This is a genomic window from Novosphingobium sp. GV079 (assembly GCF_003058045.1).
Lineage (GTDB): Bacteria > Pseudomonadota > Alphaproteobacteria > Sphingomonadales > Sphingomonadaceae > Novosphingobium > Novosphingobium capsulatum.
The window spans coordinates 1-25,398 of the sequence record NZ_QBUE01000014.1 but is presented as its reverse complement, the minus strand read 5'-3'; the positions used below and the strand labels follow the sequence as shown (position 1 = coordinate 25,398).

22 protein-coding genes are annotated in these 25,398 nt (G+C 63.3%); 13 read left to right on the top strand and 9 right to left on the bottom strand.

What is annotated here, in order from left to right:
- Position 1: 1 nt before the first annotated feature.
- Positions 2 to 2,512: a TonB-dependent receptor gene (locus C8K14_RS16485; RefSeq protein ID WP_233251118.1), complete on the bottom strand. Its 2,511-nt coding sequence runs from the start codon at positions 2,510 to 2,512 to the stop codon at positions 2 to 4.
- Positions 2,513 to 2,710: 198 nt separating this feature from the next.
- Here C8K14_RS16485 and C8K14_RS16480 point away from each other — a divergent pair, with 198 nt between their 5' ends.
- Positions 2,711 to 4,504, top strand: coding sequence for a sigma-54-dependent Fis family transcriptional regulator (locus C8K14_RS16480; protein ID WP_022676239.1), 1,794 nt, complete (start codon positions 2,711 to 2,713; stop codon positions 4,502 to 4,504).
- Here C8K14_RS16480 and C8K14_RS16475 read toward each other — a convergent pair.
- Positions 4,490 to 5,407: a LysR family transcriptional regulator gene (locus C8K14_RS16475; RefSeq protein ID WP_028657838.1), complete on the bottom strand. Its 918-nt coding sequence runs from the start codon at positions 5,405 to 5,407 to the stop codon at positions 4,490 to 4,492. The genes C8K14_RS16480 and C8K14_RS16475 overlap by 15 nt on opposite strands.
- A 109-nt stretch (positions 5,408 to 5,516) precedes the next feature.
- On the opposite strand from C8K14_RS16475, the gene C8K14_RS16470 reads away from it, so the two are divergent.
- From C8K14_RS16470 to C8K14_RS16435, 8 genes are all read left to right on the top strand, one after another.
- Positions 5,517 to 6,674 carry a muconate/chloromuconate family cycloisomerase gene (locus C8K14_RS16470; RefSeq protein WP_107717669.1) on the top strand — a complete coding sequence of 386 codons (1,158 nt, stop codon included), beginning with the start codon at positions 5,517 to 5,519 and terminating at the stop codon, positions 6,672 to 6,674.
- Positions 6,675 to 6,679: 5 nt separating this feature from the next.
- Complete coding sequence (gene catC / locus C8K14_RS16465) at positions 6,680 to 6,970, top strand: muconolactone Delta-isomerase (protein ID WP_022676236.1); 291 nt, start codon at positions 6,680 to 6,682, stop codon at positions 6,968 to 6,970.
- 47 nt (positions 6,971 to 7,017) lie between these two features.
- Positions 7,018 to 7,929 (top strand): dioxygenase, encoded by a 912-nt coding sequence (locus tag C8K14_RS16460; protein WP_107717667.1) that lies wholly within the window; start codon positions 7,018 to 7,020, stop codon positions 7,927 to 7,929.
- A gap of 53 nt (positions 7,930 to 7,982) precedes the next feature.
- Positions 7,983 to 8,690, top strand: coding sequence for a CoA transferase subunit A (locus C8K14_RS16455; protein ID WP_107717665.1), 708 nt, complete (start codon positions 7,983 to 7,985; stop codon positions 8,688 to 8,690).
- Complete coding sequence (locus tag C8K14_RS16450; protein WP_107717779.1) at positions 8,690 to 9,382, top strand: 3-oxoacid CoA-transferase subunit B; 693 nt, start codon at positions 8,690 to 8,692, stop codon at positions 9,380 to 9,382. Before C8K14_RS16455 ends, C8K14_RS16450 begins: the two co-directional genes overlap by 1 nt.
- Positions 9,370 to 10,140 (top strand): alpha/beta fold hydrolase, encoded by a 771-nt coding sequence (locus tag C8K14_RS16445; RefSeq protein WP_107717663.1) that lies wholly within the window; start codon positions 9,370 to 9,372, stop codon positions 10,138 to 10,140. Before C8K14_RS16450 ends, C8K14_RS16445 begins: the two co-directional genes overlap by 13 nt.
- Positions 10,141 to 10,146: 6 nt before the next feature.
- On the top strand, positions 10,147 to 11,349 hold the full coding sequence (gene pcaF / locus C8K14_RS16440) for a 3-oxoadipyl-CoA thiolase (RefSeq protein ID WP_062786770.1): 1,203 nt from the start codon (positions 10,147 to 10,149) through the stop codon (positions 11,347 to 11,349).
- Between the two features lie 417 nt (positions 11,350 to 11,766).
- The gene (locus tag C8K14_RS16435; protein WP_107717661.1) at positions 11,767 to 12,030 is read left to right on the top strand and encodes a hypothetical protein; all 264 of its coding nucleotides are present in this window, start codon (positions 11,767 to 11,769) and stop codon (positions 12,028 to 12,030) included.
- Positions 12,031 to 12,213: 183 nt separating this feature from the next.
- Here C8K14_RS16435 and C8K14_RS16430 read toward each other — a convergent pair whose 3' ends face one another.
- From C8K14_RS16430 to C8K14_RS16405, 6 genes are all read right to left on the bottom strand, one after another.
- Entirely contained in the window at positions 12,214 to 12,690 is a 477-nt protein-coding gene (locus tag C8K14_RS16430; RefSeq protein WP_022676230.1) for a MarR family winged helix-turn-helix transcriptional regulator, read from the bottom strand.
- A 150-nt stretch (positions 12,691 to 12,840) separates the two neighbouring features.
- The gene (locus C8K14_RS16425; RefSeq protein WP_107717659.1) at positions 12,841 to 14,166 is read right to left on the bottom strand and encodes an MFS transporter; all 1,326 of its coding nucleotides are present in this window, start codon (positions 14,164 to 14,166) and stop codon (positions 12,841 to 12,843) included.
- Positions 14,166 to 15,869: a thiamine pyrophosphate-requiring protein gene (locus C8K14_RS16420; protein ID WP_022676228.1), complete on the bottom strand. Its 1,704-nt coding sequence runs from the start codon at positions 15,867 to 15,869 to the stop codon at positions 14,166 to 14,168. The genes C8K14_RS16425 and C8K14_RS16420 overlap by 1 nt, the downstream gene beginning before the upstream one ends.
- The gene (locus C8K14_RS16415; protein ID WP_255420072.1) at positions 15,869 to 16,771 is read right to left on the bottom strand and encodes a ketopantoate reductase family protein; all 903 of its coding nucleotides are present in this window, start codon (positions 16,769 to 16,771) and stop codon (positions 15,869 to 15,871) included. Before C8K14_RS16415 ends, C8K14_RS16420 begins: the two co-directional genes overlap by 1 nt.
- A 34-nt stretch (positions 16,772 to 16,805) precedes the next feature.
- Complete coding sequence (locus C8K14_RS16410) at positions 16,806 to 17,723, bottom strand: hypothetical protein (RefSeq protein ID WP_022676226.1); 918 nt, start codon at positions 17,721 to 17,723, stop codon at positions 16,806 to 16,808.
- Between the two features lie 57 nt (positions 17,724 to 17,780).
- A complete protein-coding gene (locus tag C8K14_RS16405; RefSeq protein ID WP_233251124.1) occupies positions 17,781 to 20,582 on the bottom strand; it encodes a TonB-dependent siderophore receptor in 2,802 nt (933 codons plus the stop codon).
- 170 nt (positions 20,583 to 20,752) lie between these two features.
- Here C8K14_RS16405 and C8K14_RS16400 point away from each other — a divergent pair, with 170 nt between their 5' ends.
- The 3 genes from C8K14_RS16400 (at position 20,753) to C8K14_RS16390 (ending at position 24,590) form a co-directional block, all read left to right on the top strand.
- Positions 20,753 to 22,153 carry an aldehyde dehydrogenase gene (locus tag C8K14_RS16400; protein ID WP_107717653.1) on the top strand — a complete coding sequence of 467 codons (1,401 nt, stop codon included), beginning with the start codon at positions 20,753 to 20,755 and terminating at the stop codon, positions 22,151 to 22,153.
- A gap of 185 nt (positions 22,154 to 22,338) precedes the next feature.
- Positions 22,339 to 23,259, top strand: coding sequence for a LysR family transcriptional regulator (locus C8K14_RS16395; RefSeq protein ID WP_107717651.1), 921 nt, complete (start codon positions 22,339 to 22,341; stop codon positions 23,257 to 23,259).
- Positions 23,260 to 23,399: 140 nt separating this feature from the next.
- Positions 23,400 to 24,590: an acyl-CoA dehydrogenase family protein gene (locus C8K14_RS16390; RefSeq protein ID WP_233251117.1), complete on the top strand. Its 1,191-nt coding sequence runs from the start codon at positions 23,400 to 23,402 to the stop codon at positions 24,588 to 24,590.
- 163 nt (positions 24,591 to 24,753) lie between these two features.
- Here C8K14_RS16390 and C8K14_RS23255 read toward each other — a convergent pair whose 3' ends face one another.
- The gene (locus C8K14_RS23255) at positions 24,754 to 24,852 is read right to left on the bottom strand and encodes a transposase (RefSeq protein WP_107717648.1); all 99 of its coding nucleotides are present in this window, start codon (positions 24,850 to 24,852) and stop codon (positions 24,754 to 24,756) included.
- A gap of 98 nt (positions 24,853 to 24,950) precedes the next feature.
- On the opposite strand from C8K14_RS23255, the gene C8K14_RS23250 reads away from it, so the two are divergent.
- Positions 24,951 to 25,112, top strand: coding sequence for an integrase core domain-containing protein (locus C8K14_RS23250; protein ID WP_107717646.1), 162 nt, complete (start codon positions 24,951 to 24,953; stop codon positions 25,110 to 25,112).
- The last annotated feature ends 286 nt before the right edge of the window (positions 25,113 to 25,398 follow it).

The following is a 25,398-nucleotide window of genomic DNA, read 5'->3' as shown; positions in this document are numbered from 1 at the left end:
GTCAGAACTCCACGCCCAGCCGGGCATACCACTCGGTGGGACGGTTGTAGGTGCCGAAGATGAGGCCGGCGGCCTGGAGATTGCCGCTGACGATGTAGCGATCGTTGGTCAGGTTGGTGCCGCCCACCGTGGCGCTCCAGCGCTTGTCCGGGGCCCGATAGGTGAGGCTGGCGCTGAGCGAGTCCACGCCCGGGCGCTGGAGCAGGAGCGTGCGCTCGGTATCGTTCCACAGGCTGCTGGTGCGGGTATAGTCGAGCAGCGCGACAACCGAGCCGCCGTTGCCCAGGCGATATTCATAGCGCGGGCTGATGTTGAACTTCCAGTTCGGGGCCTTGGGCAGCGGGGCGCCGACAAAGACGCCGGCCTGCAGCGTGTTGGGGGCCACCACGGCGCCCGGCAGCACGCTGGTATACTTCGCCTGGGTGTAGCCGATCGAGCTGTTGATAGTGAGGCCCGCGACCGGGGCGAGCACGGCCTCGACCTCGAAACCCTTGATGCGGGCATCGCCGGCGTTCTGGATGGTGGGCGAAATGCCAAGCTGGAAATTGAGCTGAATATCGGAATACCGTGTGGTGAACACGGCAGCGTTGATCTGCAAATGGCGATCGAGCAGTTCGGACTTGATCCCGGCCTCGAACGTCTCGGCCTTTTCCGGGTTGAACGTGGGCGCATAGTTGAGCGGCGCGGAAAGTCGCGTGGTCCAACCCCCGGTCTTGTAGCCCTTGGACCACGAACCGTAGACCATCACATCGCGTGATGGGTGCAACTGGATGCCCAGCTTGGGCGAGAAGTTGTTGAATTTCTGATGCTGGTCTTGCGAAACAAAGAAGCGCAGCGGCTGGTTGGGATCGGGGAACCCGAGCAGCGAGGAACAGGGATTGCCATAGGTCGTGCAGCCGCTGACCTTGTAGAAAAACCCGTTGAGGTCGCTCTGGCCGCCGTTGAAGGTCTTCTTCTCGTTGGTATAGCGCCCGCCGACGGTGACCGAGACAAGCGGTGAGATTTCATAATCGACCTGCCCGAAGAAAGCATAGTTCTTGGTGTCGAGATAATTCGGGCCATCGATCTGGATCAGGCCTTGGTCGAACGTCACATAGTCGTTCATGTGGCTGCGTTCTTTGAAGTAATAGCCTCCCAGAACGAACTTGAGCTTGTTGTCGAGGGTCTGGCCAACCAGCTGCAGCTCCTGGCTGAATTGCCAGTTCTTGAGGCCGAAAGAGAATTCCAGGATGTTGAGCGGCGAGCCATCGGCATCGAGGCCGGTTGCCCAGTCGAGATCACGATAACCCGTGATCGATTTCAGCGAGAGGCCATCGGCCAGTTCGTAATCGACGGTGGCGGAAAGCCCCCAGGCCTTCATCTTCGAAAAGTTGATGCCGGTGGCATAGCTGGTATCGATGCTGTTGGTAACGAAGCGGTCGTCATACGGTAGGCGGTTGTTGTTCGGATCGGCATCGACATTCACGCCGCCGATCCCGCCGAGCATCTGCCCCGGATTGAGCGGTGTGCCGCGCGAACCGCACAGCGCGCTCAGCCCTGCTGCGGCCAGCCCCGCCTGCGGGGTGTTGATGCAGGTGTTGTAGAGAAAGGCCAGCGTCGAAGGCATGCTGGATGTCGTCTTGATCAGCTTGTTGGCCGTGCCCTGCTGGTTCTGCCGCATGTAATCGCCCGAGACGCGGATGGTCAGGCGGTCTGTCGGACGCCACACCATCTTGCCGCGCAGCGACCATTCGCTTTGCCCGCCTTCCTGGGCGGAGCGATCGGTACCGTTGGCGCGGAAAGTGGATTCCGGATCGGTGGCGTAGGTCGCCGCGCCAGGATAGGGAATGCGGTTGAGATACCCATCGCGGTGGCGCGAGGCGCCGGTTATCGCGAAGGCAAGCGTGTCGGACACGGGCAAGTCGACACTCGCATTCATGTCGAGCCGATTGTAGCGGCCGGTGGTGATATCGCCGCGAAACGACGTGGTGTTGCCCGGATCGCGCGTGACGATCGAGATCGCGCCGCCGATCGTGTTGCGGCCAAACAGCGTACCCTGCGGCCCCTTGAGCACTTCGATGCGCTGCACATCGGGCAAATCGAGGTTGGCGCCCACGGTGCGGGCAAGATAGACGCCATCGAGATAGACGCCGACGCCTGGATCGAAGTTGGCGGCAAAGTCGCTTTGGCCGATGCCACGGACATAGGCTGACAGGACCGAGGACGAACCCGAGAAAGGCGAGCCGGCATCGAGCGTCACGTTGGGCGAGATGTTCGAAAGGCTCGACACATCAGCCACGGCGCGCTCTTTCAGCGCATTGCCGGCAAAGGCTGAAATGGCGATGGGCACGTCCTGCACGTTCTGCGCACGCTTCTGCGCGGTGACGACGATTTCAGCGATGCCGGTATCGGCGGCAGGAGCATTCTGCGCGGTGGCAGCCGGTTCGGTGCCGGCTGTGGTTTGGCCCATGGCGGGAGTTGCCAACGCCGCAGACAGCATGGCGGTCCCGGTGAGCAAGGCTGCTTTGATCATTTCTACCCCTCCGTAATGGCCCCCGTTGTTTCGGAGTGCCGTTGCGCAGAGTGTAAGAGCAGGGAATGTGCCAGTTTAAATAAGGGCATGAAATAATTGGGATGATGCGCGAGATCGTTCGTGTGGCATGAGAACTGTTGCGCAAAATTGGCCATTCATTATGCTGGAGTTGTATAAAAACAAACACAGGGGAGAGTGATGCCCAGCGAGCATCCTTCGCATCCGGCCTGGGCCGGAGAACGCGATGCCGCGCGCGATCTGGCGCGCAAACTGGTCGTGGCCGGTGAGCCATCGTTCGACGATCTGTGGAAGTCCTTCCACTACGATCCCGATCGGGCCGAGATCACGCTGAACGGCCAGCGCATGGTGCTGACCGACAACAATGCCCTGGGGATCATGCGGCGCGAGCTGGTGTCCTCTTTGGGTTACGACAAAGCGCGCGGGTTGGTGACGCGGATCGGCTACGGCATCGGTTCGGCCGATGCGCAACTGGCACTGGACCTGCGCAAGGAAGATGACATTTTCGCTGGCTTCGCTGTCGGGCCGCAGCTTCATGCGCTCAAGGGATCGGTCAAGGTCGAGCCGCTGGTGTTCGAAGCGGATCGCAAGACCGGCCATTTCTACAGCGAATATCATTGGCACAATTCTGCCGAATGCCTGTCGCACCGGCAGGAGCTGGGCATCACGCCCTATCCCGGTGGCTGGCAGCAGGTGGGCTATGCTTCGGGCTATGCTTCGGCGTTTTTCGGGCGGGCGATGATCTTTCGAGAAGTTCAATGCGTCGCCATGGGGCACGATCGCTGCTTCCTCGTCGGCAAGGCGGCCGAGCAGTGGGAAAACGCCGACGAGGAAATGCGCTGGTTCCGCGCGGAAAACTACGCACAGCGACAGGGCGGGGTGGCGGCGGGAAAGCTGCTACCCGATGAAGACCTGCGCATCGGCCAACGCTCCATCGTCGGCGCCTCCTCTGCGTTCAACCTGGCGCTTCACCTCGTGAACAAGGTGGCGAGAACCGATGCGCCGGTTCTGTTCACCGGCGAAAGCGGCGTGGGCAAGGAGGTGTTCGCGCGCGAGTTGCACAAGCGCAGCAACCGTGCCGATGGTCCGCTGGTGTCGGTCAACTGCGCCGCCATTCCCGAAACGCTGATCGAGGCGGAATTATTCGGCGTGGACAAGGGGGCGTTCACCGGCGCTACGGCGTCGCGCCCCGGTCGCTTCGAGCGGGCCGAAGGCGGTACCCTGTTTTTGGACGAAATCGGCACCTTGTCGTTCGCGGCTCAGGCCAAATTGCTGCGCGTGCTGCAAGAAGGCGAATACGATCGCGTGGGTGGAAGTCGGCCGCTGCGCACCAACGCCCGGCTTGTCGCTGCAACCAATGCGGATCTGCACCGGGACGTGGCAAACGGCACGTTCCGGTCAGACCTGCTGCACCGGATTTCCACCTTTCCGATCACGATCCAGCCGCTGCGCCGGCGCCGCGCCGATATCCCGCTGCTGGCCAACTATTTCCTGCGCAAGATGTGCGCCAAGCACGGGCGCACCCAGGTGGCGTTCGACGATGCGATCATTCGCCATTTCCTGGAATACGATTGGCCGGGCAACATTCGCGAGATGGAAAACCTGATCGAGCGGGCGGTGATCCTGGCCGACGATAACGAGCTGATCGGCATCCACCACGTGACGATGACGGCGCAATCGTTCGACGGCGGACACAGCGATGGCGACGGGCGAGCCGGTGAGCCATTTTCCGCCTATGTGATGGATCGCATTCGCCGCGGGGCGTCTGGCCTGCCCGAAACGTCCGATAGGATCGATGCCCTACTGCTCGATGCGCGCCTGACCCGCGACGAGGTGGTAGACCGTCTGATCGGCGCAACGCTCGTGGCCACCAACAACAACGTCACCGAAACGGCGCGGCGCCTTGGCATGACGCGCTCGCAGGTCAACTATTGGTTGCGGGGGCAACGCAGGGCATCGTCACAGTTGGCCTGACAAAGGCGCATCATGGCCCCAATCGCGATATTTGCGGCGCACAACCTCGGTCATGCTGGCAATATCGGGCGAAAGATCGCCCACGCGGTGGCTCATGATGATCGGCGATGTCGCAGGCTCGGCCAGTTCGCGAAAGGCAATATCGTGGCTGCGCGCGCGGCGCACCGACTCCGGGACGATGGCCATGCCTTCCTCCGCCGCGACAAGGCCAATGGCGATCTGGAGTTCGCGCGCCTCGTGGACGATGCGTGGTTCGATCGCCTGGTCGCGGAACAGCGATAGAACTTGGTCGGCATAGCTTGGGCGCGGAGAGCGCGGATAGAGAATCTGCGGCTCGTTCGCCAGGTCGTGCAGCGAGATCGGCCCTTCACCCCGCGCCAGGGGATGGTCGACCGGGAAGGCGGCGATCAACCGCTCGTTGTGCAGAACGATGCGGCGTACGGCCGGATCGTCGAAGCGGATGCGACCAAAGCCTACGTCGATGCGCCCGTCCTTCAGCTGTGCGATCTGTTCGAGCGTCGTGCTTTCGACCATCACGATCTCGACATCTGGCGCGACCTTGCGGAACTCGCGGATCATTTCGGGCAGCCGGGCATAGATCGTGGAGGCGACAAACCCGATGACGAACCGCCGTCGGCGGCTGGTGGCGGCGGTCTTCACCATCGTGTCGACATCCTCCATCCGCGCCAGCAATTGCACGGCCTGGGCATGGAGCAGGCGACCAACCTCGGTAAGGCGCAGCGGCCGCATCGTGCGATCCAGCAAGGGCGCGCCGACATGGGCTTCGAGCTGTTGGATCGCGCGCGACAATGGCGGCTGGGCAATATGCAGCCGCTCGGCCGCGCGGCTGAAATTGCCTTCGTCGGCAACGATCACGAAGTAGCGCAAGAGGCGCAGGTCCAGCATGGTTCATACCTATCAGGTATAGAGATTAGACCCAATAGATGTTGGATTGCCTCGGGCGCAAGGCTTATCGATCATTGAAATTCTGCTGTTTGGGGCAATTTCTGCAATGGCAACGCTGAGTCGGGCTGATACCTTCATTGTCGATGTGCCGACGATCCGCCCGCATGTCCTGGCCATGGCGACAATGCACGCGCAATCGATGGTGATCGTGCGCCTGACCGACGCCGACGGCATCGAAGGCGTGGGTGAGGGCACGACGATCGGTGGTCTCAGCTATTGCCCGGAAAGCCCCGAAAGCATCAAGTCGGCGATAGACACCTATATCCTGCCCGTGCTGAAAACCTGCGATATCGCGCAGGTCGGCGCGACCATGGCCAAGGTTTCCGCCAGTGTGCGCGGCAACCATTTTGCCAAATGCGCAGTGGAATCCGCCTTGCTCGACATCGCAGGCAAACGGCTTGGCGTGCCGGGCTCGGCGCTGATTTCCGGGGGAGCGCGGCGCGATCGGCTGCCCGTGGCCTGGACCCTGGCCAGCGGCGATACCGGGCGCGACATTGCCGAGGGTGAGGAAATGCTCGATCGGCGCCGGCACCGCATCTTCAAGCTCAAGATCGGCAAGCGTGCGGTGCGCGATGACGTTGCCCACGTCGGCGCGATCTGCAAGGCGCTGGGCGATCGCGCCAGCATTCGCGTCGATGTGAACCAGAACTGGTCGGCAACGCAGGCCAGCCTGGGCATGGCGATGCTGCACGATGTGGGCTGCGATCTGGTCGAGCAACCGATCGCGGGCGATGACATCGCGGCGATGGCCCGCCTGACCGCGCAGCAGACGATCCCGCTGATGGCCGACGAAGCCTTGCACGGGCCGCGCAGCGCACTGCGCATCGCCTCGGCCGGCGCGGCCGATGTGTTTGCGCTCAAGATCGCCCAATCCGGGGGGCTGTTTGCTGCGGCCGAAGTTGCGGCAATCGCCGCGGCCGCAGGCATCGGTCTCTATGGCGGGACGATGCTCGAAGGCAGTGTCGGTACGGCCGCCTCGGCCCATGTCTTTGCCACCATCCCGCATCTGGCCTGGGGAACCGAGTTGTTCGGCCCGCTGCTGCAGACCGAAGAGATTCTGCGCGAGCCGCTCGACTATCGCGACTTCTCGTTGGGCGTGCCCGACGGGCCAGGGCTTGGCATCGCTTTTGACGAGGACAAGCTCGCCTTCTTCCGGCGCGACCGCGACGGGCCGCGTCTTCATCCCGTCAGTGCAGGAGCCTGAAACCCATGCTGTTCATGGTGGAAATGGACGTCAACATTCCGCTGGGCTTCGATGCTGACGAGGCGGCGCGGATTAAGGCCGAGGAAAAGGCCTATTCCCAGCAGCTTCAGGCGGCAGGGACCTGGCGCCACATCTGGCGCAAGGTGGGGCTTTATTCGAACGTCTCGATCTTCGATGTGGAGAGCAATGCCGCGCTTCATGACACGCTGATGGCGCTGCCGCTGTTTCCGTTCATGACCATCAAAGTGACCCCGCTGTGCCGGCATCCCTCGTCGCTCCACGACGACGATCGCTGAGCGCAGCGTACGAAAACCGGGCATAAAAGACATCCAGGAGAGTGAACATGGACACCAGCTTCGTCAAATCGCCAGAAGTCCAGAAGCTGCTCGATCGCGCGGCGGGCATCGAGGAAAGCGGTGGCAACCCGCGTCTCAAGGCTATCATGCGCGACCTTATCGAAAGCGCCATGACCGTGATCGTCAAGCATGACGTGTCGGAGAGCGAATTCTGGCTGGCGGTGAAGTATCTTGCCGAAGGTTCCGGCGAACTCGGGCTGATCGTTCCGGGCATCGGGCTTGAGCATTTCATCGACCTGTTCCTGGATGCCAAGGACACGCAAGCCGGGCGGGTTGGCGGCACGCCGCGCACTATCGAGGGGCCGCTCTATGTGGCCGGTGCGCCGCTGGTGGAAGGCGATGCCGCGCTGACGGTCGATCCCGACGAAGGCGCCCACACCCTCTACATGAGCGGCGCGGTGACCGGCCCCGATGGCGAGCCGGTGGAGAATGCGATCGTGCATGTCTGGCATGCAAACAGCCAAGGGTGGTATTCGCACTTCGATCCAACTGGCGAACAGACCCCGTTCAACAACCGCCGGCGCATCAAGCTGGGCAAGGACGGGCGCTATGCGTTTCATTCCAAGCAGCCGAGCGGCTATTCGGTGCCGCCCGGTGGCGCAACGGACCAACTGATGCAGGCCTTGGGCCGGCATGGCAATCGCCCGGCGCACGTGCACTTCTTTATCGAGGCACCGGGCTATCGCACCTTGACCACCCAGATCAATTTCGGCGACGACCCCTTTGCAGCCGACGATTTTGCCTTTGGCACGCGCGAAGGCCTGCTGCCTGTGCCCAATCGCCAGGGTGATGCGGCATATATCGCTTTCGATTTCCAGTTGCAGCGGGCGAGCGATGCCGAGGACGAAGGCTTTTCTGCCCGCGCGCGCGCTGCGGCCGAACCAGTGGATGCGGCATAACGCACCGCCAGGGCGGATAACGCGCATTCTTCGGCTAAAGGTTTCGATACGACATGGACAAGATCTACGCCAATCCTGCCGCTGCGCTTGATGGCTTTCTGTTTGATGGAATGACCATCATGTCGGGCGGGTTCGGGCTTTCGGGCAATCCCGAAAGCCTGATCCCCGAAATCCGCAAACGCGGGGTCAAGGATCTGACGATCATTTCCAACAATGCCGGTGCCGATGGCTTTGGCCTGTGGATGCTGCTGGAAAGCCGGCAGGTGAAGAAGATGATCTCGTCCTATGTCGGCGAAAACAAGTTGTTCGAGAGCCAGTACCTGTCTGGCGAACTGGAACTGGAACTGAACCCGCAAGGGACGCTGGCCGAGCGGATCCGCGCCGGCGGCGCGGGCATTCCGGCCTTTTACACGAAAACCGGGGTCGGCACTGTCGTGGCCGAGGGGAAGCCGGTGGACGTGTTTGAAGGCGCCGAATATGTGCGAGAGACCTGGCTGCGGGCGGACCTCTCGATCATCAAAGCCTGGCGGGCGGACCCCGCGGGCAATCTCATGTATCGCAAGACGGCGCGCAATTTTAACCCCAACATGGCGACGGCCGGCAAAGTGACCGTGGTGGAAGTGGAGGAAATCGTGCCTGAAGGGACGTTCGACCCCGATGGCATCCACACACCGGGCATCTACGTCGACCGGATCGTCCTCGCCACGATCAATGAGAAGCGCATCGAGAAGCTGACCACGCGTCAGCGGGAGAGTGCATGATGGCCTGGACCCGCGACGAGATGGCCGCCCGCGCCGCGCGCGAACTGCGCGACGGATATTACGTGAACCTGGGCATCGGCATTCCCACTCTGGTGGCCAATCATGTGCCGCCCGGTGTGAACGTAACGCTGCAGTCTGAAAACGGCATGCTGGGCATCGGACCTTTTCCCTATGACGGGGAAGCAGACCCTGACCTGATCAATGCCGGCAAGCAGACCGTTACCGCGCTCCCGACCAGCAGTTTCTTCTCTTCGGCAGACAGCTTTGCCATGATCCGGGGCGGCCACATCGACATGGCCGTGCTTGGCGCGATGGAGGTATCGGCCCAGGGCGATCTCGCCAACTGGACGATCCCGGGCAAGATGGTGAAAGGCATGGGCGGCGCGATGGACCTGGTTGCGGGGGTCAAGCGTGTGGTCGTGGTCATGGATCACGTTGCCAAGGACGGCAGCCCCAAGATCCTGCCTGCCTGCACATTGCCGCTCACCGGCAAGGCGGTGGTGGACCTCATCATCACCGATCTTGCTGTCCTGGCGGTCGATCGCGGCAAGGGCGGGCTTAACCTGATCGAATGCGCGCCCGGTGTAACCGAGGCGGAGGTGCTGGCCAAGACGGCAGCGCCCTTGGCGCTTTCCCTGACCGCGTCAGAGCACGCACCGATCGCATCAAAGGAAATGGCATGGCGTTCCTAGCGCGCCCTGGCGCCCGGCTATACATCAAGCACGACGGGCGCGACGAGGCGCCCGGACTCGTTCTGCTCAACAGCATCGGCACCGACATGGACCTGTGGGACGCCGTCCTGCCGCATTTGCGCGATCGCTTCGCGCTGCTGCGGATCGATACGCGCGGCCATGGAGCTTCGCTGGCCGATCCGGGGGACTACAGCCTGGCGCAATTGGCAGACGATGTGCTGGCCGCAGCCGCCGCCGTTGGATTTGCGCGCTTTGCCGTGGCGGGTGTTTCGCTCGGCGGGATGGTCGCCATGGAACTTGTGCTGCGCGCGCCGGGCAGGGTAAGGGCCTTGCTGCCGATCTGCACTTCGGCAACGATGGACCGCGTCGCGTGGGACAACCGCGTTGCCACCGTGCGCGAGCAAGGCATGGCCGGAATCGTCGATCTGGCGATGGGGCGTTTCCTGTCCGATGCTGCCGATCCGGCCATCTATCAAGCGGTGCGGCGTCAACTGCTTGCCATGGACGCGCAAGGCTATGCCGGCTGTGCCTGTGCCATTCGCGACATGGCCTTGGCCGACCGGCTCCACGCCATCGCCTGTCCGACGCTGGTAGTGACCGGCACGCGCGACACCTCGACGCCGTTCGAGGGCCATGGCGAACACCTGGTTGCGCGCATTCCCGGCGCGCGCCATGTTGCGCTGGCAGCGGCGCACCTGGCTCCGCTAGAGGCGGCAGAGCCGCTGGCCGCGACCATCGCCGCCTTTCTGGAAAGCTGATACCGCATGCCCGATGCTTTCATCTGCGACGCCATCCGTACCCCGATCGGCAAGCTCAACGGATCGCTCGCCACCATCCGCGCCGACGACCTGGCGGCTGTGCCGCTCAAGGCGCTGATGGCGCGCAACCCGGGGGCAGACTGGGCGGAACTGGACGATGTGCTGCTTGGCTGTGCCAACCAGGCGGGCGAGGACAATCGCAACGTGGCCCGCATGGCCGTGCTGCTGGCGGGCATGCCCGAAACGGTGCCGGGGGTTACCGTCAACCGGCTGTGCAGTTCCGGTCTCAACGCGCTGGGCATGGCAGCCCAGGCGATCCGTGCGGGGGACGCGGATTTCCTTATCGCGGGTGGCGTCGAGAGTATGACGCGCTCGCCCTACGTCATGGGCAAGGCGCATAGCGCATTCGCGCGCGACCAGAAGATCGAGGACACCACGCTGGGCTGGCGCTTCATCAACCCCGCGATGAAGGCGGCCTATGGCGTGGATACCATGCCGCAGACGGCCGAGAACGTCGCCGAGCAATGGCAGATCAGCCGCGAGGACCAGGACCGCTTTGCCCTGGCCAGCCAGGAAAAGGCACATCGCGCCACGGCCAGCGGGCGCTTTGCCGCCGAAATCGTGTCCGTCGCGATCCCGCAGCGCAAAGGCGAGCCGATCCTGTTCGATGCAGACGAGCATCCGCGCGCCACGACGCTGGAAGCGCTCGCCGCTCTCAAGCCCGTTGTGAAGCCTGGCGGGACGGTGACGGCGGGCAATGCATCGGGCCTTAACGATGGCGCCGCAGCCATGCTCGTTGCGACAGAGGCAGCGGCTGCGGCGCATGGCCTGACACCGCGCGCCCGCGTCATCGGCATGGCCGCCGCCGGCATCGCGCCGCGCATCATGGGCGTCGGCCCGATCGAGGCGGCGCGCAAGGTGCTGGCCCGCCACGCGCTGCGGATCGACCAACTCGACGTGATCGAACTGAACGAAGCCTTTGCCAGCCAGGCGATCGCTACCTTGCGCGATCTTGGCATCGATCCGCTCGATCCACGCGTCAATCCCAACGGCGGGGCGATCGCGCTGGGTCACCCACTGGGCATGTCTGGTGCACGGATCGCGATGACCGCAGTGGAGGAACTGCACCGCAAGCAGGGCCGCTATGCCCTAGCGTTCCTGTGCATCGGCGTGGGGCAGGGGCTGGCGGTTCTGCTAGAGCGTGTCTGAGCGGAATACCGGCAAGCGCTGAAAAGTGCTAATGTGAAAAGAAAATCCACCCGCTTGATAAGCCGGTGTATCCGCTTCTTGCCGATGCTCACGCATCGCTTCACCTCGGCGATCCGCAGAAGCCGGACATATTCCTCCGACGATCGCGTCATTTTGAACTCTTGCGATCGCGGCTTCGCGGGCGCGGACGAAGCCGCGATCGCTGTCCAGAAAGGCGGATATGGGTCTGTGGCGAGAACGGTCTGCGGTCGATCCTGCCCGGATCGAGCAGGGCCTTGTTACGGTCCTGGCCCATCACAAGGCTACCGAGGCAAGCTTCGCCAAAGGCTGGCCAGGCTTCTCCCCCGCCTTCTGCGAGCCGGGTCAGAAGCCAGACCACGTAAGGTCAGGACCTGGGGCAGGGGCTTCTGGAGCGCCATGAAGCTGGCGCCGGATTACTGGTCGGTGATCGCCGAGGACGAACGAACCGCCACGCTCGTTGCCCTGTTCACCGGCTTCATGGACATCGGCGAGCCGTGCGATGAACGCGACGACGCCAACACAATCCGCGATGAGCACGCAGCCCTCATACCCTGCGCCCTAGTTGGAATGCGCAAGCTCGCGCTCATGCGCGAGGACAAGAAACCCGCTCTCCGCGCCATGCAGACTGGCAAGAGAGGTCGAAACGCGGCTGGGGCATGAAGTACAAGCGCTGCTGCGCGGCAGCCCGACGCCGCGTCAACGCCGCCTTCCGTTGGCGCTTACTATGAAACACCAGAAACATGCACTGCCCCGCCAAGTGAGAGCAAGCATTGCCAGGGCCGTTTGGCCCAATGCGGTGGTGCATAGCGTGCAACTCCGATCGACCCACGCAGCGCGATCTGGTCAGAGCCGGGCTGACAGTTCCTTGAGAAGCGCCAGGAACAGATCGCGATGCTCTGGCCCGATGATGCTGTCGATCCTGGCGTTGTGGGCCGCTGCCTTGAGTTCCAGCTCGGCGAGTTGGGCCTCGCCAGCCGCGCTCAGTTTGAGGCGGAAATTGCGGCGGTCGATCTCGTCGCGCTCGCGCTCGACCAGCCCTGCCTTGCCGAGTTCACGCAAGGACGCGGTCAGGGTGGATTTGTCGCGCCCGCTGGCCGCGCTCAGTTCGGTCTGGTTGATGCCGGGGTTGTCGTAAATGATCCGCAGCAGGGCATACCAGCCCGGCCAGATGCGGATTTCGCCAATGCTGCGGGAATAGGCGGCAAACGATGCCTCCTGCGCGCGGCGCAGATGATAGGCGATGACGTCGTCGAGCCCGCGCGTCCATTGCCTGTCTTCGGTAGCTACGGCCGCTTCACCGCGCCGCTTCTTACCGGCCATGGACCACCGCTGGCGTGACCCGCACAACGAGCGCCGAATCAACATGACAGCAACTACATCGCGGCATCAATGGTCCCAAATCCGGCAGACGGTCCGGATCGGTCGCACGGCTGGCACGGCGGAGTCAAGCTTGGCGGAAATGCCGAGCAATCACCGGGATGGCACATGGCGCACGATCAGGGCAATCGCTGCCAACACCACCACCATCACCCCTGCGATCGCCCAGTGAAAGCCGGCCATGCCGAGCGCGCCAACCACCACTGCCCCCAGCAACGCGCTGGAAATCGCGCCAAGCCGGCCAATCCCGGTTGCCATGCCCACGCCGCGCGCGCGGGTTGGCGCCGGATAGATGTTCGACGCCAAGGCATAGAGGCTGGTCTGGACCCCGTTCACGCAGCCGCCCTCGATCGCGATGAGCGCGAATGTCGCGGCAAGCGGCAGGTGTACATTGGCCAGCAAGGCCAGGGTCGCAGCCGCGCCAACCGCCACCAGCGCCATCGCCGCCATCACCCAGCGCGAGCCGAAGCGGGCCATCAACGCGCCCCCCAGCAGGGCTGTGACAACCCCGCCCATGTTGAACGCCGCCAGACCTTCAGCGGCCTGCGCCACACTCAGACCGCTCTCTGCCAGCAGCGTGGGCAGCCAGTTGAACGCGGCATAGACGGACACCAGGGAAAAGAAGAACGCCGCCCACAACAGCATGCTGTCGGCGCGCAACGCCGGGGCCCAGACGGCCGACAGCGGCGCGGCAGCACCCTGCGATCGGGCTGCGGCCCGTTCGGGCAAAACCGCATCGCCCAGGCCCATCCGGCGCAGGCTGCGCAAGACAACCGCGGGGCTCGCGCCGTTCGAGAGCAGGAACGTCACCGATTCCGGCACCGCCAGCATTAGCAGAAGTGCCAGCGCCAAGGTGCAGGCGCCGGCCAGCACAAACAGTGCCTGCCAGCCCATCACGGGCAGGATCGCCGATGCCGCCATGCCGCCAACCACGCCGCCCAGCGGCACGCAGACGATCGAGAGGATGACCGCCAGGCTGCGATGGCGCGCCGGCGTAAATTCTGCGGCCAGCGCGGCAACAGTGGGGAAAGCCGCCCCCAGCCCGAGGCCGGCGGCAAATCGCAAGCCTGCCAGTTGCAGCGGCGTGTGGACAAAGCCGATCAGCAAGGTGCCCGCACCAAACAAGGTCGTGCTGGCCACCAGGGCAGCCTTGCGACCGAACCTGTCGCCCACAACGCCGCCGCTGATCGCCCCGATCAACATGCCAACCTGCGCAGCCGCCAGCGCGCTGCCCAGCGCCGCCTTGGGCAGGCCCCAATCCCTCATCAGGCTGGGCAAGGCAAAGCCCAAGGATTGGTTGTCAAACCCATCCAGCAGGATGGTGAGCGACACCAGCGCCAGCAGCAGCTTTTGCCGCCAGCCCCAGGGTCGGTCATCAATTACCCCCGCAACGGACGAAGGCGCCTCTCCCAACGCCATCAGCCCAGCCTCGCCTCGACGACCACCGCGCGGCGCTCGTTCTTCAACACGGCGAAAGCGTCGCCCAGCACGGTGGCAAGGTCGCTCTCGCGGTCCACGACGAAACTGGCCGCACCGCCCGATGCCGCTGCAATCGCGCCGTAATCAGGCGCTGGCGTAAAACTCAAATCAAGGTCGGCGGCCTTGCTGGCATGCCCATCGGGATGAACCGCAAGCGCTGAATGGCGCGGCGCATTCCAGCCGTCATTGTTCAGCACCACTTGCAGGAAAGGCGTGGCATAGCGGCGCGCAATCCAGTGCACGCTGGACGGCACGGTAAACATATAACAGCCATCACCCGACACGGCGATCACCGTCGCTTCGGGATTGGCCAGCTTTGCCCCGATTGCCGCGCCGCCGTTCCAGCCCAGCGATCCGCCGCCGCTGGCAAACATGCTGCCAGCACGCACGGGGGCCAGATGATCGAACACCGGCTGATAATTGGTGATGCCTTCGTTCATCACGATGGTCTGGCCATCGAACTGCTCGCGCAGGGCCGCCATCAGGCGGGCGATCGTAAGCCCCTCGCCCGCGAACACTTCCTGCGCGACGCGGGCGCGACGCGCAGCACTGCGCGCGGCATAGTGCCCGGTCTTTTCGGCCAAGGCAGCGGCATCCGTGTCCAGTGCCGCTGCTGCATCGCCGATGGCCTGCAAGGCTTGCGCGGCATCAGCGCGGAAACTGCGGTGCGGCTCGATATACCATAGCGGCATCTGCTCCTTCAGCGGGTCGATGTCGATGTGATAGATTTCGGCCGCTTCGGACGGGGTGTTCTTGATCGGAATCCACGGCACGTCGCAGTCTACCACCAGCACCAGATCGGCAGCGGCAAGATCGGGGTTCTGCTCGGGATTGTTCCAGTAGTTGCCAAGATAGAACGGGTTGTTGTGCGGCAGGTTGACGTAGCTGGGCACCGATTCCACCACGCCCGCACCCACCTGGGCACACAACGCCGCCAACACGTCAACCGCTGCCGGATTACGGCCGAGATAGGACGTGACGATCAACGGGCGCTTCGCCTTGACCAGCCGCTCGGCCAGAAAGCGCGCATCCTGCGCTGCCAGCGCGCAGGGCGTCACCGGCTGCCAGCGTGCCATGTCCACGCTTACCGGCTCGCACGGCGCCTCCAGCACTTCGCGTGGGGCCATCAGATAGACGGGGCCCTTGGGGTCAGACCTGGCAAATTGCATCGCGCGATGAACCAGTTGCTTGACGTTTGCGCCGGTGCGGATTTCGTTGTCATAGCGCATGTAGCCGCGCACCAGCCCGCGCTGGTCGTGGACATCCTGAATCCACTGGATGAACTCGTTGCGGCTGCCGAGCATTTCCCCGTCCTGGGTAAAGGGCGAAGAACCGGCGAAGATCAGCACCGGAATGCGCGCCTTGGCGGCATTGTGCACCGCGCCAGCCAGGGCCTGCGTCCCGCATTCGACGTGGATGATGACGGCCTGCGGCTGACCACTAATCTGGGTATGGCCATGGGCAATGGTCAAGGCCACCATCTCGTTCGGGCAGGTCACGATGGTCGGAACGGCCCGCCCGTTTGCGCGCGCTTCGGCGATCGCCTCTACCAGCCCCGGATGATCACTACCCAGATTGACGAACGCGTGCGTGATGCCTTGCTCGACAAGGGCTTCCAGAAAGGCAGTGGCGGTGGTGTACATCACGAACTCCGAACGATGTGGTCGATGCTGCGCAACAGCGCGGTGCAATGGGCAAGTGCGTGCGTCGTCACGCCGTGACGGTGGGCTGCGGCCAGCAAACCACCCTGAATGGCATCGACTTCGGTGGGGCGGCCGGCCTCCACATCCTGCAGCATGGAAGGCTTGTGGGCGCGGTGATGGGTCATGGCAAAGGCAACGGCTTGGCGCACTCTCTCACCGTCGACCGCCACGTCGTTGGCCAGCGCGATGGTGATTCCTTCCGCCACCACCTGCAACGCGAGATCACGAGCGGGCGCGAAGTCACCGACCTCGCCCACTGTCATCCGCGTCAGGGCGCAGATACCATTGAGCGCGGCGTTGAAAATCACCTTTTCCCAAATCGCGACCTTGACCGAAGGCTCGGCGCTCGCGCCAAGGTCCGCCTCGGCCAATGCGGCGGCAACCCGGTGAATGGCGGGGGTATCCGCGCCTGTCAGGCTCCAGAACTTGACCATGCCATGGCCCGCCACGTGGATGCGCCCATGGCCGAGCAAATCGGCCGGCCAATTGGTAATACCCACCAGCACTCGATCAGCGCCGACAACGCCTGCAATCGCGACACCGTTGCCCAGGCCGTTCTGCAGCGTGAGCACCATGCCATCGGGGCGCAACGCGCCAGCGTTCTGTACCATGGCAGCGGCGGTATGCTGGGCCTTGGTGAACAGGATCAGCAGATCAGTCTCACCCTGCGCCACGCCGGGCAACGCCGCCGCGCAACGGGCGGGGATGTCGTTTTCCCAGACGCCATTGGCGGCAATGGCCGCGACCCGCGCGGGGTCTGTATCGACGAACACCACCTGATGGCCGGCCCGGGCCAAGCGCCCGCCAAACAGGGTGCCCATGGCGCCTGCCCCCACAACCATGATCTTCATGCCGGCGTCTTTCGGATAAGGGCCATCACCACCCGCTGCCCCACTGATAGGGCATGTCCTGGCGGATCACGTTGATCTCTTGGATCTTGCCGTCGGCGATCTTGAAAACCTCCTGGATCAGCGTGTCGTGCGGGCGGCTGAACAGCGGCACAACGGACTGCGGGCCGCCGGGAACGGCCCCGGTGATCGCGGCGCTGGCCTTGGGCTTTGACACCTCGATCACCATGGCGCCGACCACGATGCCGCGTTCCACATCGACGATGGGGAAGCGGCGCTCCTTGATCTTGTCCATGTAGGTGTAGTCGCTCATTACGTTGCAGGCCCAGGTGTTGCCCAGCGGGTTGAGCGAGGTCTGGTTGCCGTTTTCATAGCGCCGGCACCCCAGGGCAGACTGCACCCCAGCCCCATCGTGGCGCTGCAAACCCTCGAAATAGCTGTCGGCAATGGCGATCAGTTGCGCGCGGGTGGAACGGCTCTGCTCCGGCAGAATCTGCTCGAAATAGGGGTTGGGCGCGGCAAGGCCCGGCACACCGCCAGCAGGCCGGTCGCCGATCACCTGCTCGATCTCGGTGATCTGGCGATTCTTCACCGCCAGCCGCAGCCAATAGGCGCCGCGGCCACCCGCCTCGGTCGCAACGCCCAGCATGGCGACCTGCCCGGTGGAAGGATCGGCCAGGATCTGGCGATAGGTGATACCGTCCACCAGCTTCCAGAAATAGTCCGATTGGGCGGGCGATACCCGGCCGTTGACGGTTTCCCTGGCGCCGGCCGCGATGGGCTGGCCAGCGCGATCGTGCGTGGGAATGGCGTCGATATAGCTTTCCATCATCGCGATCAGGCAGGCCCGGTCACACGATGCGGCAGGCGCGGCCTGCAGGGGGGCCACTGTGGTCAGCGCCATCGCGCCGGCCAGCGCGAGACTGGCGATTGAAATCTTGGTCATGGTCGAAGCTCCCCATGCGAAAAAGGCTGGCGCCACAAAGGGCGCCAGCCAACAGGGTCAAAACTTGAAGCGAATGCCGGCGGTCATATAGAGCCCGATGACATCATAGAACTGCGACAGGGTGGAAGACGGGGCAATGCCAAAGGTGGTGGCACCCAGCGGCGGGGCCTTGTCAAACAGGTTGTTGGCCGAGGCAAACACATCGACCCCCTCCAGCTTGCCGCCCAGGTGATAGGTGACATTGAGGTCGGTATACCACACCGCGCCGATATGGTTGTTGGCCACGAACGAGGGCGTATAGGTGCTGTCGATCGCGCGGCTGCCGATCAGCCGTTCTTGCACCAGCACATTCAGCCGGCCAAGGTCGATATCGGCGCTGGCCGTGCCCTGAAAGGGCGTTTGGCTGGCGCGATCGATCGGCGCGGAACCCGGCGTCGTGGTTTGCAGCTTGGTGACGTAGGACGCCAGCGCCCGCAGCGAAACCCGGCTCGGCTGGCCGAACACCGTGCCGATGCCAAAGCCATAGTTCATTTCGACATCGAAGCCGCGCGTCTTCAACGTGGCAAGGTTGAGATTGGGCGTGGAGATCACCGAGATGGCACCGCCATTGCGTGTGATCAGCGCACACAGGGCCGCATTGCCCGCGGCGCACTCATCCACCGTCTGCTGGTTACTGAGGCGGGTGATCGCGCCATTGATGCTGATGTCGTAATAATCGACCGATGCGCTGAAACCGCGCCAGAAGCTGGGGGTGAGCACCGCACCGATCGTGATGGTGTTCGATTTTTCCGGCTTCAGGTTGGGGTTCCCGGGCAACTGGATCGTCGCCGTCGCCGAGGCATTGGCATTCTGGCGATCGATTACCGTGGCAATCGTCTGCGCCTGAGACAGGTAAAGTTCGCCGAGGTTGGGCGCGCGAATATCGTGCGAGACCGTGGCACGCAGGCGCAGATCGCTTGACGGCGCATAGACCAGGCCCGCCTTGTAGGTCCACACCGTGCCGGCGTTGGAATAGTGCGTGACGCGGGCAGCGCCGTTCAGTTCCAGTGACTTGGCAAAGGGCTTGTCGGCCAGGAGCGGAATCTGTGCTTCGGCAAAGGCTTCGTCCACCAGATAGCTGGCATTGACCGGCGAGGAGTTACCCAGGAAATAGCCGCCCTGGGTGCCCAGCAGGCTGCCGGGAAACCCTTGCGCGCCATTGCCGGTCTGGGTGATGGTGGCCAGCGAGGGCACCACTTGCTTCAGGCCTTCGCGGCGGTGTTCGGCGCCCACGGCCACCTGCACCTTGCCGGCGGGCAGTTCCAGCGGCGACCCACGCAGCGTGGCCGCCAGCACATCCTGCGTGACAGTCTGGTTGGCATAGGCATTGCCGGCAATATACTGGCGCGCCGCGGCCGACGGGGTGCCGGCGCCAAACAGGTTGATGGGCACGCAGCCATTGCCCGGATTGCTGAGCGTCGAGCGGCAGACGATCTGGTTGGTGGCTGGGTTCACCACCGCATCAACCGCGTTGTAGAGATTGGCAGTGATGATGCCGTTGGCGGCGGTAAAGTTGCCCTGCGTGCGGCCATGCTGGAAATAGGCGTCCCAGTTCCAGTTGGCACCGATGCGGCCCCGCGCGCCAATGACGCCGCGCACCACCTCGGTTTCGACCTGCTTTTGGTAGACCCCAAGGTCAATGTTGTAGCGGCCCATCTTGAAGCTGCTGCCAGGCGCCATTTGCGAGGCGATGCTGGCCGGCAGATAGGCATTGTCGGCAAAGATCGTGTAAGCCGTGCCGTTCACGCCATAGCTGTTGGCACCGGCATTGTTGGTGATGTAGGTATGGGCATAGTTGCCCTCGGCGAACACCTCGATGCTGTCCTTGTCGCCATAGGCAACGTGGACAAAGCCCACCTTGGCATCCAGCGGCGTTTCCAGCGTGCCGGTTCCAACCGGACTGGCGCCATCCCCGCCCGACATCGAACCCGACGTGCGGTTGGTGCCAAAGGTGAATGGCGCGGTTGCCCCGTTCGGCAGGAACTGCGTTCCCGCCAGCGGGCCCGACACGATCAGACCGCCTGTGGTGGCATAGGGAAACACCACGTTGTTGGCCACGATCAGCGTGGGGTTGGTGGGCGATGCCGGATTGGCTGGCGACACATTGGGGTTGTTGACCAGGAAGCTGCCAAGACGCTGCCACGCGCGGTTCTTGCCGCCGATGTTGTAGCCTTGGGCGCCAGTGTCCTTGGTGTAATCAAAGCTTGCAACGACGCGCAGCTTGCCATCCAGGAACGACGTGCCGCCGGCCAGCGAGAGACGGGTGGTCTTGCTGTCCCCGTAACGGCTGATGCCTTGCGAGGCGAGGCCCTTAAGCCCGGTAAAGCGATCGTCGAGGATGAAGTTGGTAACGCCCGCGATGGCGTCAGAACCATAGGCCGCCGACGCCCCACCGGTCACGACTTCCACGCGCTTCATCAGCAACTGCGGGAACAGGTTGATGTCGACCGCGCCGGCATCTTGCGTCGACACGAAGCGGCGGCCATCGAGCAGCACGAGATTGCGGTTGGTGCCCAGGCCGCGCAGGTTGAGGTAGCTGTGCCCGGCGTTGGCTGCCGCACCACCCGCCGTCCGCGAGTTGGACCCGTTGAAGCTGGGCAGTGACAGCACGCCTTCGGCCAGGCCACGCGGCGAGGCATCCTGCAGGCGGTCGGCCGACATCACGGTAACAGGGGTTGGCTGGGCATTGCCATTGCTGGCAACGCGCGACCCGGTCACGACAATCTCCTGCGCCACGGCCGCATCCTTGGCCGCCTGATCCGGCACCTGGTCTGCCGCTTGTGCCTGCGCCGACGCGGTCCACAGTCCCGCTACGATCATCGCGGTCACGCTCGCCGATATCCGTGCATCCATCCCTGCAAGTCTCATTTTTGCTCTCCTCCAGGCCGTCGATTCGTTCACGGCCTTGGCGCGCTGATACAGCATTTTAGTTTGACGACAAACTAATTATACCCCAAGCTGTCAGCCGGAAAGTTTGAGGAGAAGATCTGGTGACCTTTACCCGTTTGAACCCGATCACCGGCGAAGTGGCATCAACGGCGCGCGCGATGACAGCAGCCGACGTGCCCGCGATTGCTGCGGCCGCAGCGGCCGCACAGCCCGCATGGGCCGCGATGGGCCCCAATGCGCGGCGCACGGTTTTGATGCAGGCAGCAGATGCCTTGGTGGCGCGCAAGGATGATTTCATCGCCGCGATGATGGCCGAGATCGGGGCAACCGCTGGCTGGGCGGGCTTCAACCACATGCTGGGTGCCAGCATGATCCGCGAGGCAGCGGCCCTCACTACGCAAATCGCGGGCGAGGTTATTCCCAGCGACAAACCGGGTTGCCTGGCGATGGCGCTCAAGGAGCCGGTCGGGGTCATCCTCGGTATCGCCCCCTGGAATGCCCCGCTCATTCTGGGCGTGCGCGCGATTGCCGTGCCGCTGGCCTGCGGCAATGGTGTGATCCTCAAGGCGTCGGAACAATGCCCCCGCACCCACACGCTGATCATCGAAAGTTTTGCCGCTGCCGGCTTTCCGGAAGGGTTGGTGCAAGTCGTCACCAACCGACCCGAGGATGCTGCCGATGTCGTTGGCGGGCTGATCGACGCGCCACAGGTCAAGCGCATCAACTTCACCGGCAGTACGGCGGTGGGCCGCATCATCGCCAAACGTGCGGCTGAAAACCTCAAGCCATGCCTGCTCGAACTCGGCGGCAAGGCGCCATTCGTCGTCTGCGCCGACGCCGACCTTGACGAGGCGGTCAAGGCCGCCGCGTTCGGCGCCTATTTCAACCAGGGCCAGATCTGCATGAGCACCGAGCGGATTATCGTAGTCGATGCCGTGGCCGATCAATTCGCCGCGAAATTCGCTGCCAAGGTCAAGAGTTTGACCGCTGGCGATCCACGTCGGGGCAAGACTCCATTGGGCGCTGTGGTCGATGCCAAGACGGTCGCCCATTGCCTCTCCCTGGTCGAAGATGCCGTCGCACAAGGCGCGAACCTTCTCGTCAGCGGCGAGACGAGCCAGAACGTCATCATGCCCGCCCATCTGGTGGACAACGTGACCACCGACATGAAGCTGTTCCGCGACGAGAGCTTCGGCCCGGTCGTCGGCATCATCCGCGCCCGCGACGAAGACCACGCGATTGAGCTGGCCAACGACACCGACTACGGCCTTTCCGCAGCGATCTTCACCCGCGACGCGGCCAAGGGCCTGATGCTGGCCAAGCGCATCAAATCAGGCATCTGTCACATCAATGGCCCCACCGTGCACGACGAGGCGCAAATGCCGTTCGGCGGGGTAGGCGACAGCGGCTATGGCCGCTTCGGCGGGCGCCAGGGCATCGACAGCTTCACCGAAACCCGCTGGATCACGGTGGAAACCCTGCCCGGCCATTATCCGATCTGAGCGGAACCAGCGCGCCGATGCAGATAATGCTCGGTATTGGCGGGCCCGGCTCCCGAGCCGGGTAGCCGCGCCGGGCCATATGGCGGCCGTCGTCCCTCCGCTGGGCATCGCCAATCTTTGGGTTGCAAAAGCATGTGGTGTTCCGGCTTAGATGCACGCATCCGCGTAGCTGGGAGAGTGGCGCGATGCGTTTTGACAAACTGGATCTCAATTTGCTGGTCACGCTCGATGCGCTGATCGAATTGAAGAGCGTTTCCAGCACGGCGGAGCACCTGAACCTGACCCAATCGGCGGTCAGTGGCGCGCTCAAGCGGCTACGTGAATATTTCAACGACGAGCTTCTGGCGAGAGACGGCCGCAGCATGGTGCTGACCGGCAAGGCCCAGCAGCTTGCCCCTGCCATTCGCGCGATTCTGCTACAGGTGCGATCCACCATTACCAACCCATCCGAATTCGACCCGGCCACCGCGGTTCGGTGTTTCACGCTGGGGTGCTCGGACTATGTGGCGATGATCGTTGGTCACGACCTTGCGCTGCAGGTTCAAAACGAGGCGCCGGGGATCAGTTTCAAGTTCCTTCCCCCTGATATCAGCGCGCTGGAGATGTTCGAGCGTGGCGACATCGATCTTCTGATCGTTGCCGAAAGTTTCGCCAGGCCGGAACATCCGCGGCGCGTGCTGTTCGAGGATGACGCGCGGGCTGTCTGTTGGGCCGGAAATCCGACGATTGGCGATCGCATCACGCTCGACCAGTTCCTCGACATGGGCCATGTCTGTGCCGAATTCAGGGGCGTTTCGCACCCATCCGTGTATGAAAAGCAGTTGGCGGAAATGGGTATCCATCGCCGCATCGAGGTGTCGGTCGCCTCGTTCGCCATGGTGCCTTTTGCACTGGTCGGCAGCAGGCACATGGGTGTGATGCACCGCCGCCATGCCGAACGGTTTGCACGCATGTTGCCTTTGAAGGTTCTGCCTTTGCCCCTCGCGCTCAAGCCCGTGATCGAAATTGCGCAATGGCATCGTCACCGGACATCCGATCCTGGCCTCGAATGGCTGCTGTCGCGGCTCGAAAGGGTGTTGCACACGATGGATGTCCACGCGGCATGAAGGCTGGCGCCATGCCGGCATCTATCATTTTACGTGATGTATCCGTACACGCCTTACGATTTTCCTGAAGTCTGGCTTCCTGACAAAACGCGGCCCGCAACGCGCGATGAAGCGCGGTGCCACCGTTCAGGAGAGCCCCCATGAATCACACCCTGCTCATGCCGCCACCAGATTCACATGGCGTCGCGACCGATGGCTTTGGCGCACGGATAGAGCAGATACTGCCGCAGATCGCCGCCGGGGCTGCACAAGGCGATGAGCGCAGTTCGCTTCATCCCGACAGCATCGCTGCCTTGACCCAAGCAGGTGTCTTCCGCGCTCTCGTGCCGGCAATGTATGGTGGCGACGAGGTCGATTTCATCGAATTCCTGGCCGGCGTGCGGCGCCTCGCTGCGGTGTGCCCTGCTTCTGGCTGGATCGCTGGTGTGGTTGGCACGCATTCGCACGGGATTTCCTATTACGGCAAACAGGCGCAGGATGACATCTGGGCCGATGGGCCCGACACCCGCATCTGCTCGTCGTTCGCGCCGGTAGTCACCGCGCAGACGACCGAGGGCGGCTATCTGCTTACCGGCGCATGGGACTTTTCCAGCGGTTGCGACCATGCTGCCTGGGCCCAGCTTGGATTTCGCGTTGAGGGCATGCCGGGCGTGTCATACCTTGGCCTGATCCCGCGCAGCGACTTCAATATCGTAGACAACTGGGACACGGTTGGCATGCGTGCCACCGGCAGCAAGCGGGTGGAAGTGCGCAACGTGTTCGTGCCGCAGCATCGCTGCTGGGGGCCAGGCATGTTCGCGCCGCCAGCAGAACCCGGTCTGCACGACCATTGGCTCTTCCGGATGCCATTTCTGGCCACTGCGGCCAACTTCGGCGCCGTACTGCTCGGTGCTGCGGATGGCGCCCTGGCTGCCTACCGCGAAAGTGTGCAGAAACGCATTCGCCCGCATACCGGCAAGCTGCGGATGGACAATCCCCTGTCATTCATCCGGCTTGCTGAAAGCCATATGGAAATCCGCGCTGCCAGTGCGCTGGTCACCGCGCACTGGCAAGGCATTGTCGATCACGCCAAGGCGGGAACCCGTCCGGCGATGGACGAGGTCTTGCGCTCGCGTGGCGACGAAGCATTTGCCGGGCGCATGATCATGAACGCGGTTGACCGGCTGCTCGCCGCCGCTGGCGGAAGCGCGACATTCAAGTCGCGACCGTTGCAGCGCTATTGGCGGGACATCCATACTGCCGGCAATCACATGTTTTTCGATCTCGAAAATCGCCTGGTCATCGTCGGGCGCCATCTGGTCGGCCTTGAGCCGGACCCCGACTTACTGTGATTGATGCGTTAAGTCTCACCGCAGCAATCACGCCGGCATCAGCACCACGGCCGATCTTCACAGCACGCCGTCGATCTCCAGTTCGACCGCACTCGCCTTCGAGCGCCGGCGCCGCTGGCGGCGCCATACCGCGCTCCTCGAACTGCTTACGCAGCTCCCGGAGCTAGGTGAACAGTTGCGATGGGCTCAGCGTATGCCGGCGCGCCACCGCGCAAACCGTCTCGTGGCCTGAAAAGCTCTCGACCACGATCGATGCCTTCACTTCCGCCGGTCAATCCCGTCGGCGGCCTACGACAGTGAATACCTTGAAGCGCCGCACCCCCATAGCGCCAGCATCGTCACACGGCATCGTCATAGCACCTGTTCCCGTCGTTGGCCGACGCAGGAAGGATCATCGAGGCATGGCGGACGGACTACAGCGCCGTGCGTCCGCACGGCAGCCCTGGCGGGATGGCACCCGCTGAGTTTGCAAGCCCTCGCCAAGACCATAAGGGCACCGGATCTAATTTATCGGCGGCCTAAGAACGGGAGGAGGGTCAATAATCTTAATTTCATCCCATAGAATTTATCAGAAGTTCGTTATTCAGTAGGAGAAGTAATAATACTCATATTTGTTATTTAATTTGCATAAAATTCAATAGGTTTTATAATAATGGCAATGCAGTGGTTGTTACCAGAGACTTGAGGTTATTATGGTGCCTTTAGCCCGTCTGAGAGCCCGATCCGAAAGTTGTTGAGCGATACCAGTATGTTGTGATTCACGCCGTCCTTGCGAGAAGATGGTGTGACCAATGGCATGGACTGATAT

Bases quoted from the DNA above. Each gene is read 5' to 3' on its own strand.
- C8K14_RS16480 (WP_022676239.1), top strand. From the start codon at position 2,711: ATGCCCAGCGAGCATCCTTCGCATCCGGCCTGGGCCGGAGAACGCGAT.
- C8K14_RS16395 (WP_107717651.1), top strand. From the start codon at position 22,339: ATGCGTTTTGACAAACTGGATCTCAATTTGCTGGTCACGCTCGATGCG.
- C8K14_RS16435 (WP_107717661.1), top strand. From the start codon at position 11,767: ATGAAGCTGGCGCCGGATTACTGGTCGGTGATCGCCGAGGACGAACGA.
- C8K14_RS16470 (WP_107717669.1), top strand. From the start codon at position 5,517: ATGGCAACGCTGAGTCGGGCTGATACCTTCATTGTCGATGTGCCGACG.
- C8K14_RS16410 (WP_022676226.1), bottom strand. From the start codon at position 17,723: ATGACCAAGATTTCAATCGCCAGTCTCGCGCTGGCCGGCGCGATGGCG.
- C8K14_RS16460 (WP_107717667.1), top strand. From the start codon at position 7,018: ATGGACACCAGCTTCGTCAAATCGCCAGAAGTCCAGAAGCTGCTCGAT.
- C8K14_RS16450 (WP_107717779.1), top strand. From the start codon at position 8,690: ATGGCCTGGACCCGCGACGAGATGGCCGCCCGCGCCGCGCGCGAACTG.
- C8K14_RS16405 (WP_233251124.1), bottom strand. From the start codon at position 20,582: ATGATCGTAGCGGGACTGTGGACCGCGTCGGCGCAGGCACAAGCGGCA.
- C8K14_RS16445 (WP_107717663.1), top strand. From the start codon at position 9,370: ATGGCGTTCCTAGCGCGCCCTGGCGCCCGGCTATACATCAAGCACGAC.
- C8K14_RS16425 (WP_107717659.1), bottom strand. From the start codon at position 14,166: ATGGCGTTGGGAGAGGCGCCTTCGTCCGTTGCGGGGGTAATTGATGAC.
- C8K14_RS16455 (WP_107717665.1), top strand. From the start codon at position 7,983: ATGGACAAGATCTACGCCAATCCTGCCGCTGCGCTTGATGGCTTTCTG.
- C8K14_RS16430 (WP_022676230.1), bottom strand. From the start codon at position 12,690: ATGGCCGGTAAGAAGCGGCGCGGTGAAGCGGCCGTAGCTACCGAAGAC.
- C8K14_RS16415 (WP_255420072.1), bottom strand. From the start codon at position 16,771: ATGGTTGTGGGGGCAGGCGCCATGGGCACCCTGTTTGGCGGGCGCTTG.
- C8K14_RS16485 (WP_233251118.1), bottom strand. From the start codon at position 2,512: ATGATCAAAGCAGCCTTGCTCACCGGGACCGCCATGCTGTCTGCGGCG.
- pcaF (WP_062786770.1), top strand. From the start codon at position 10,147: ATGCCCGATGCTTTCATCTGCGACGCCATCCGTACCCCGATCGGCAAG.
- C8K14_RS16390 (WP_233251117.1), top strand. From the start codon at position 23,400: ATGAATCACACCCTGCTCATGCCGCCACCAGATTCACATGGCGTCGCG.
- C8K14_RS16420 (WP_022676228.1), bottom strand. From the start codon at position 15,869: ATGTACACCACCGCCACTGCCTTTCTGGAAGCCCTTGTCGAGCAAGGC.
- catC (WP_022676236.1), top strand. From the start codon at position 6,680: ATGCTGTTCATGGTGGAAATGGACGTCAACATTCCGCTGGGCTTCGAT.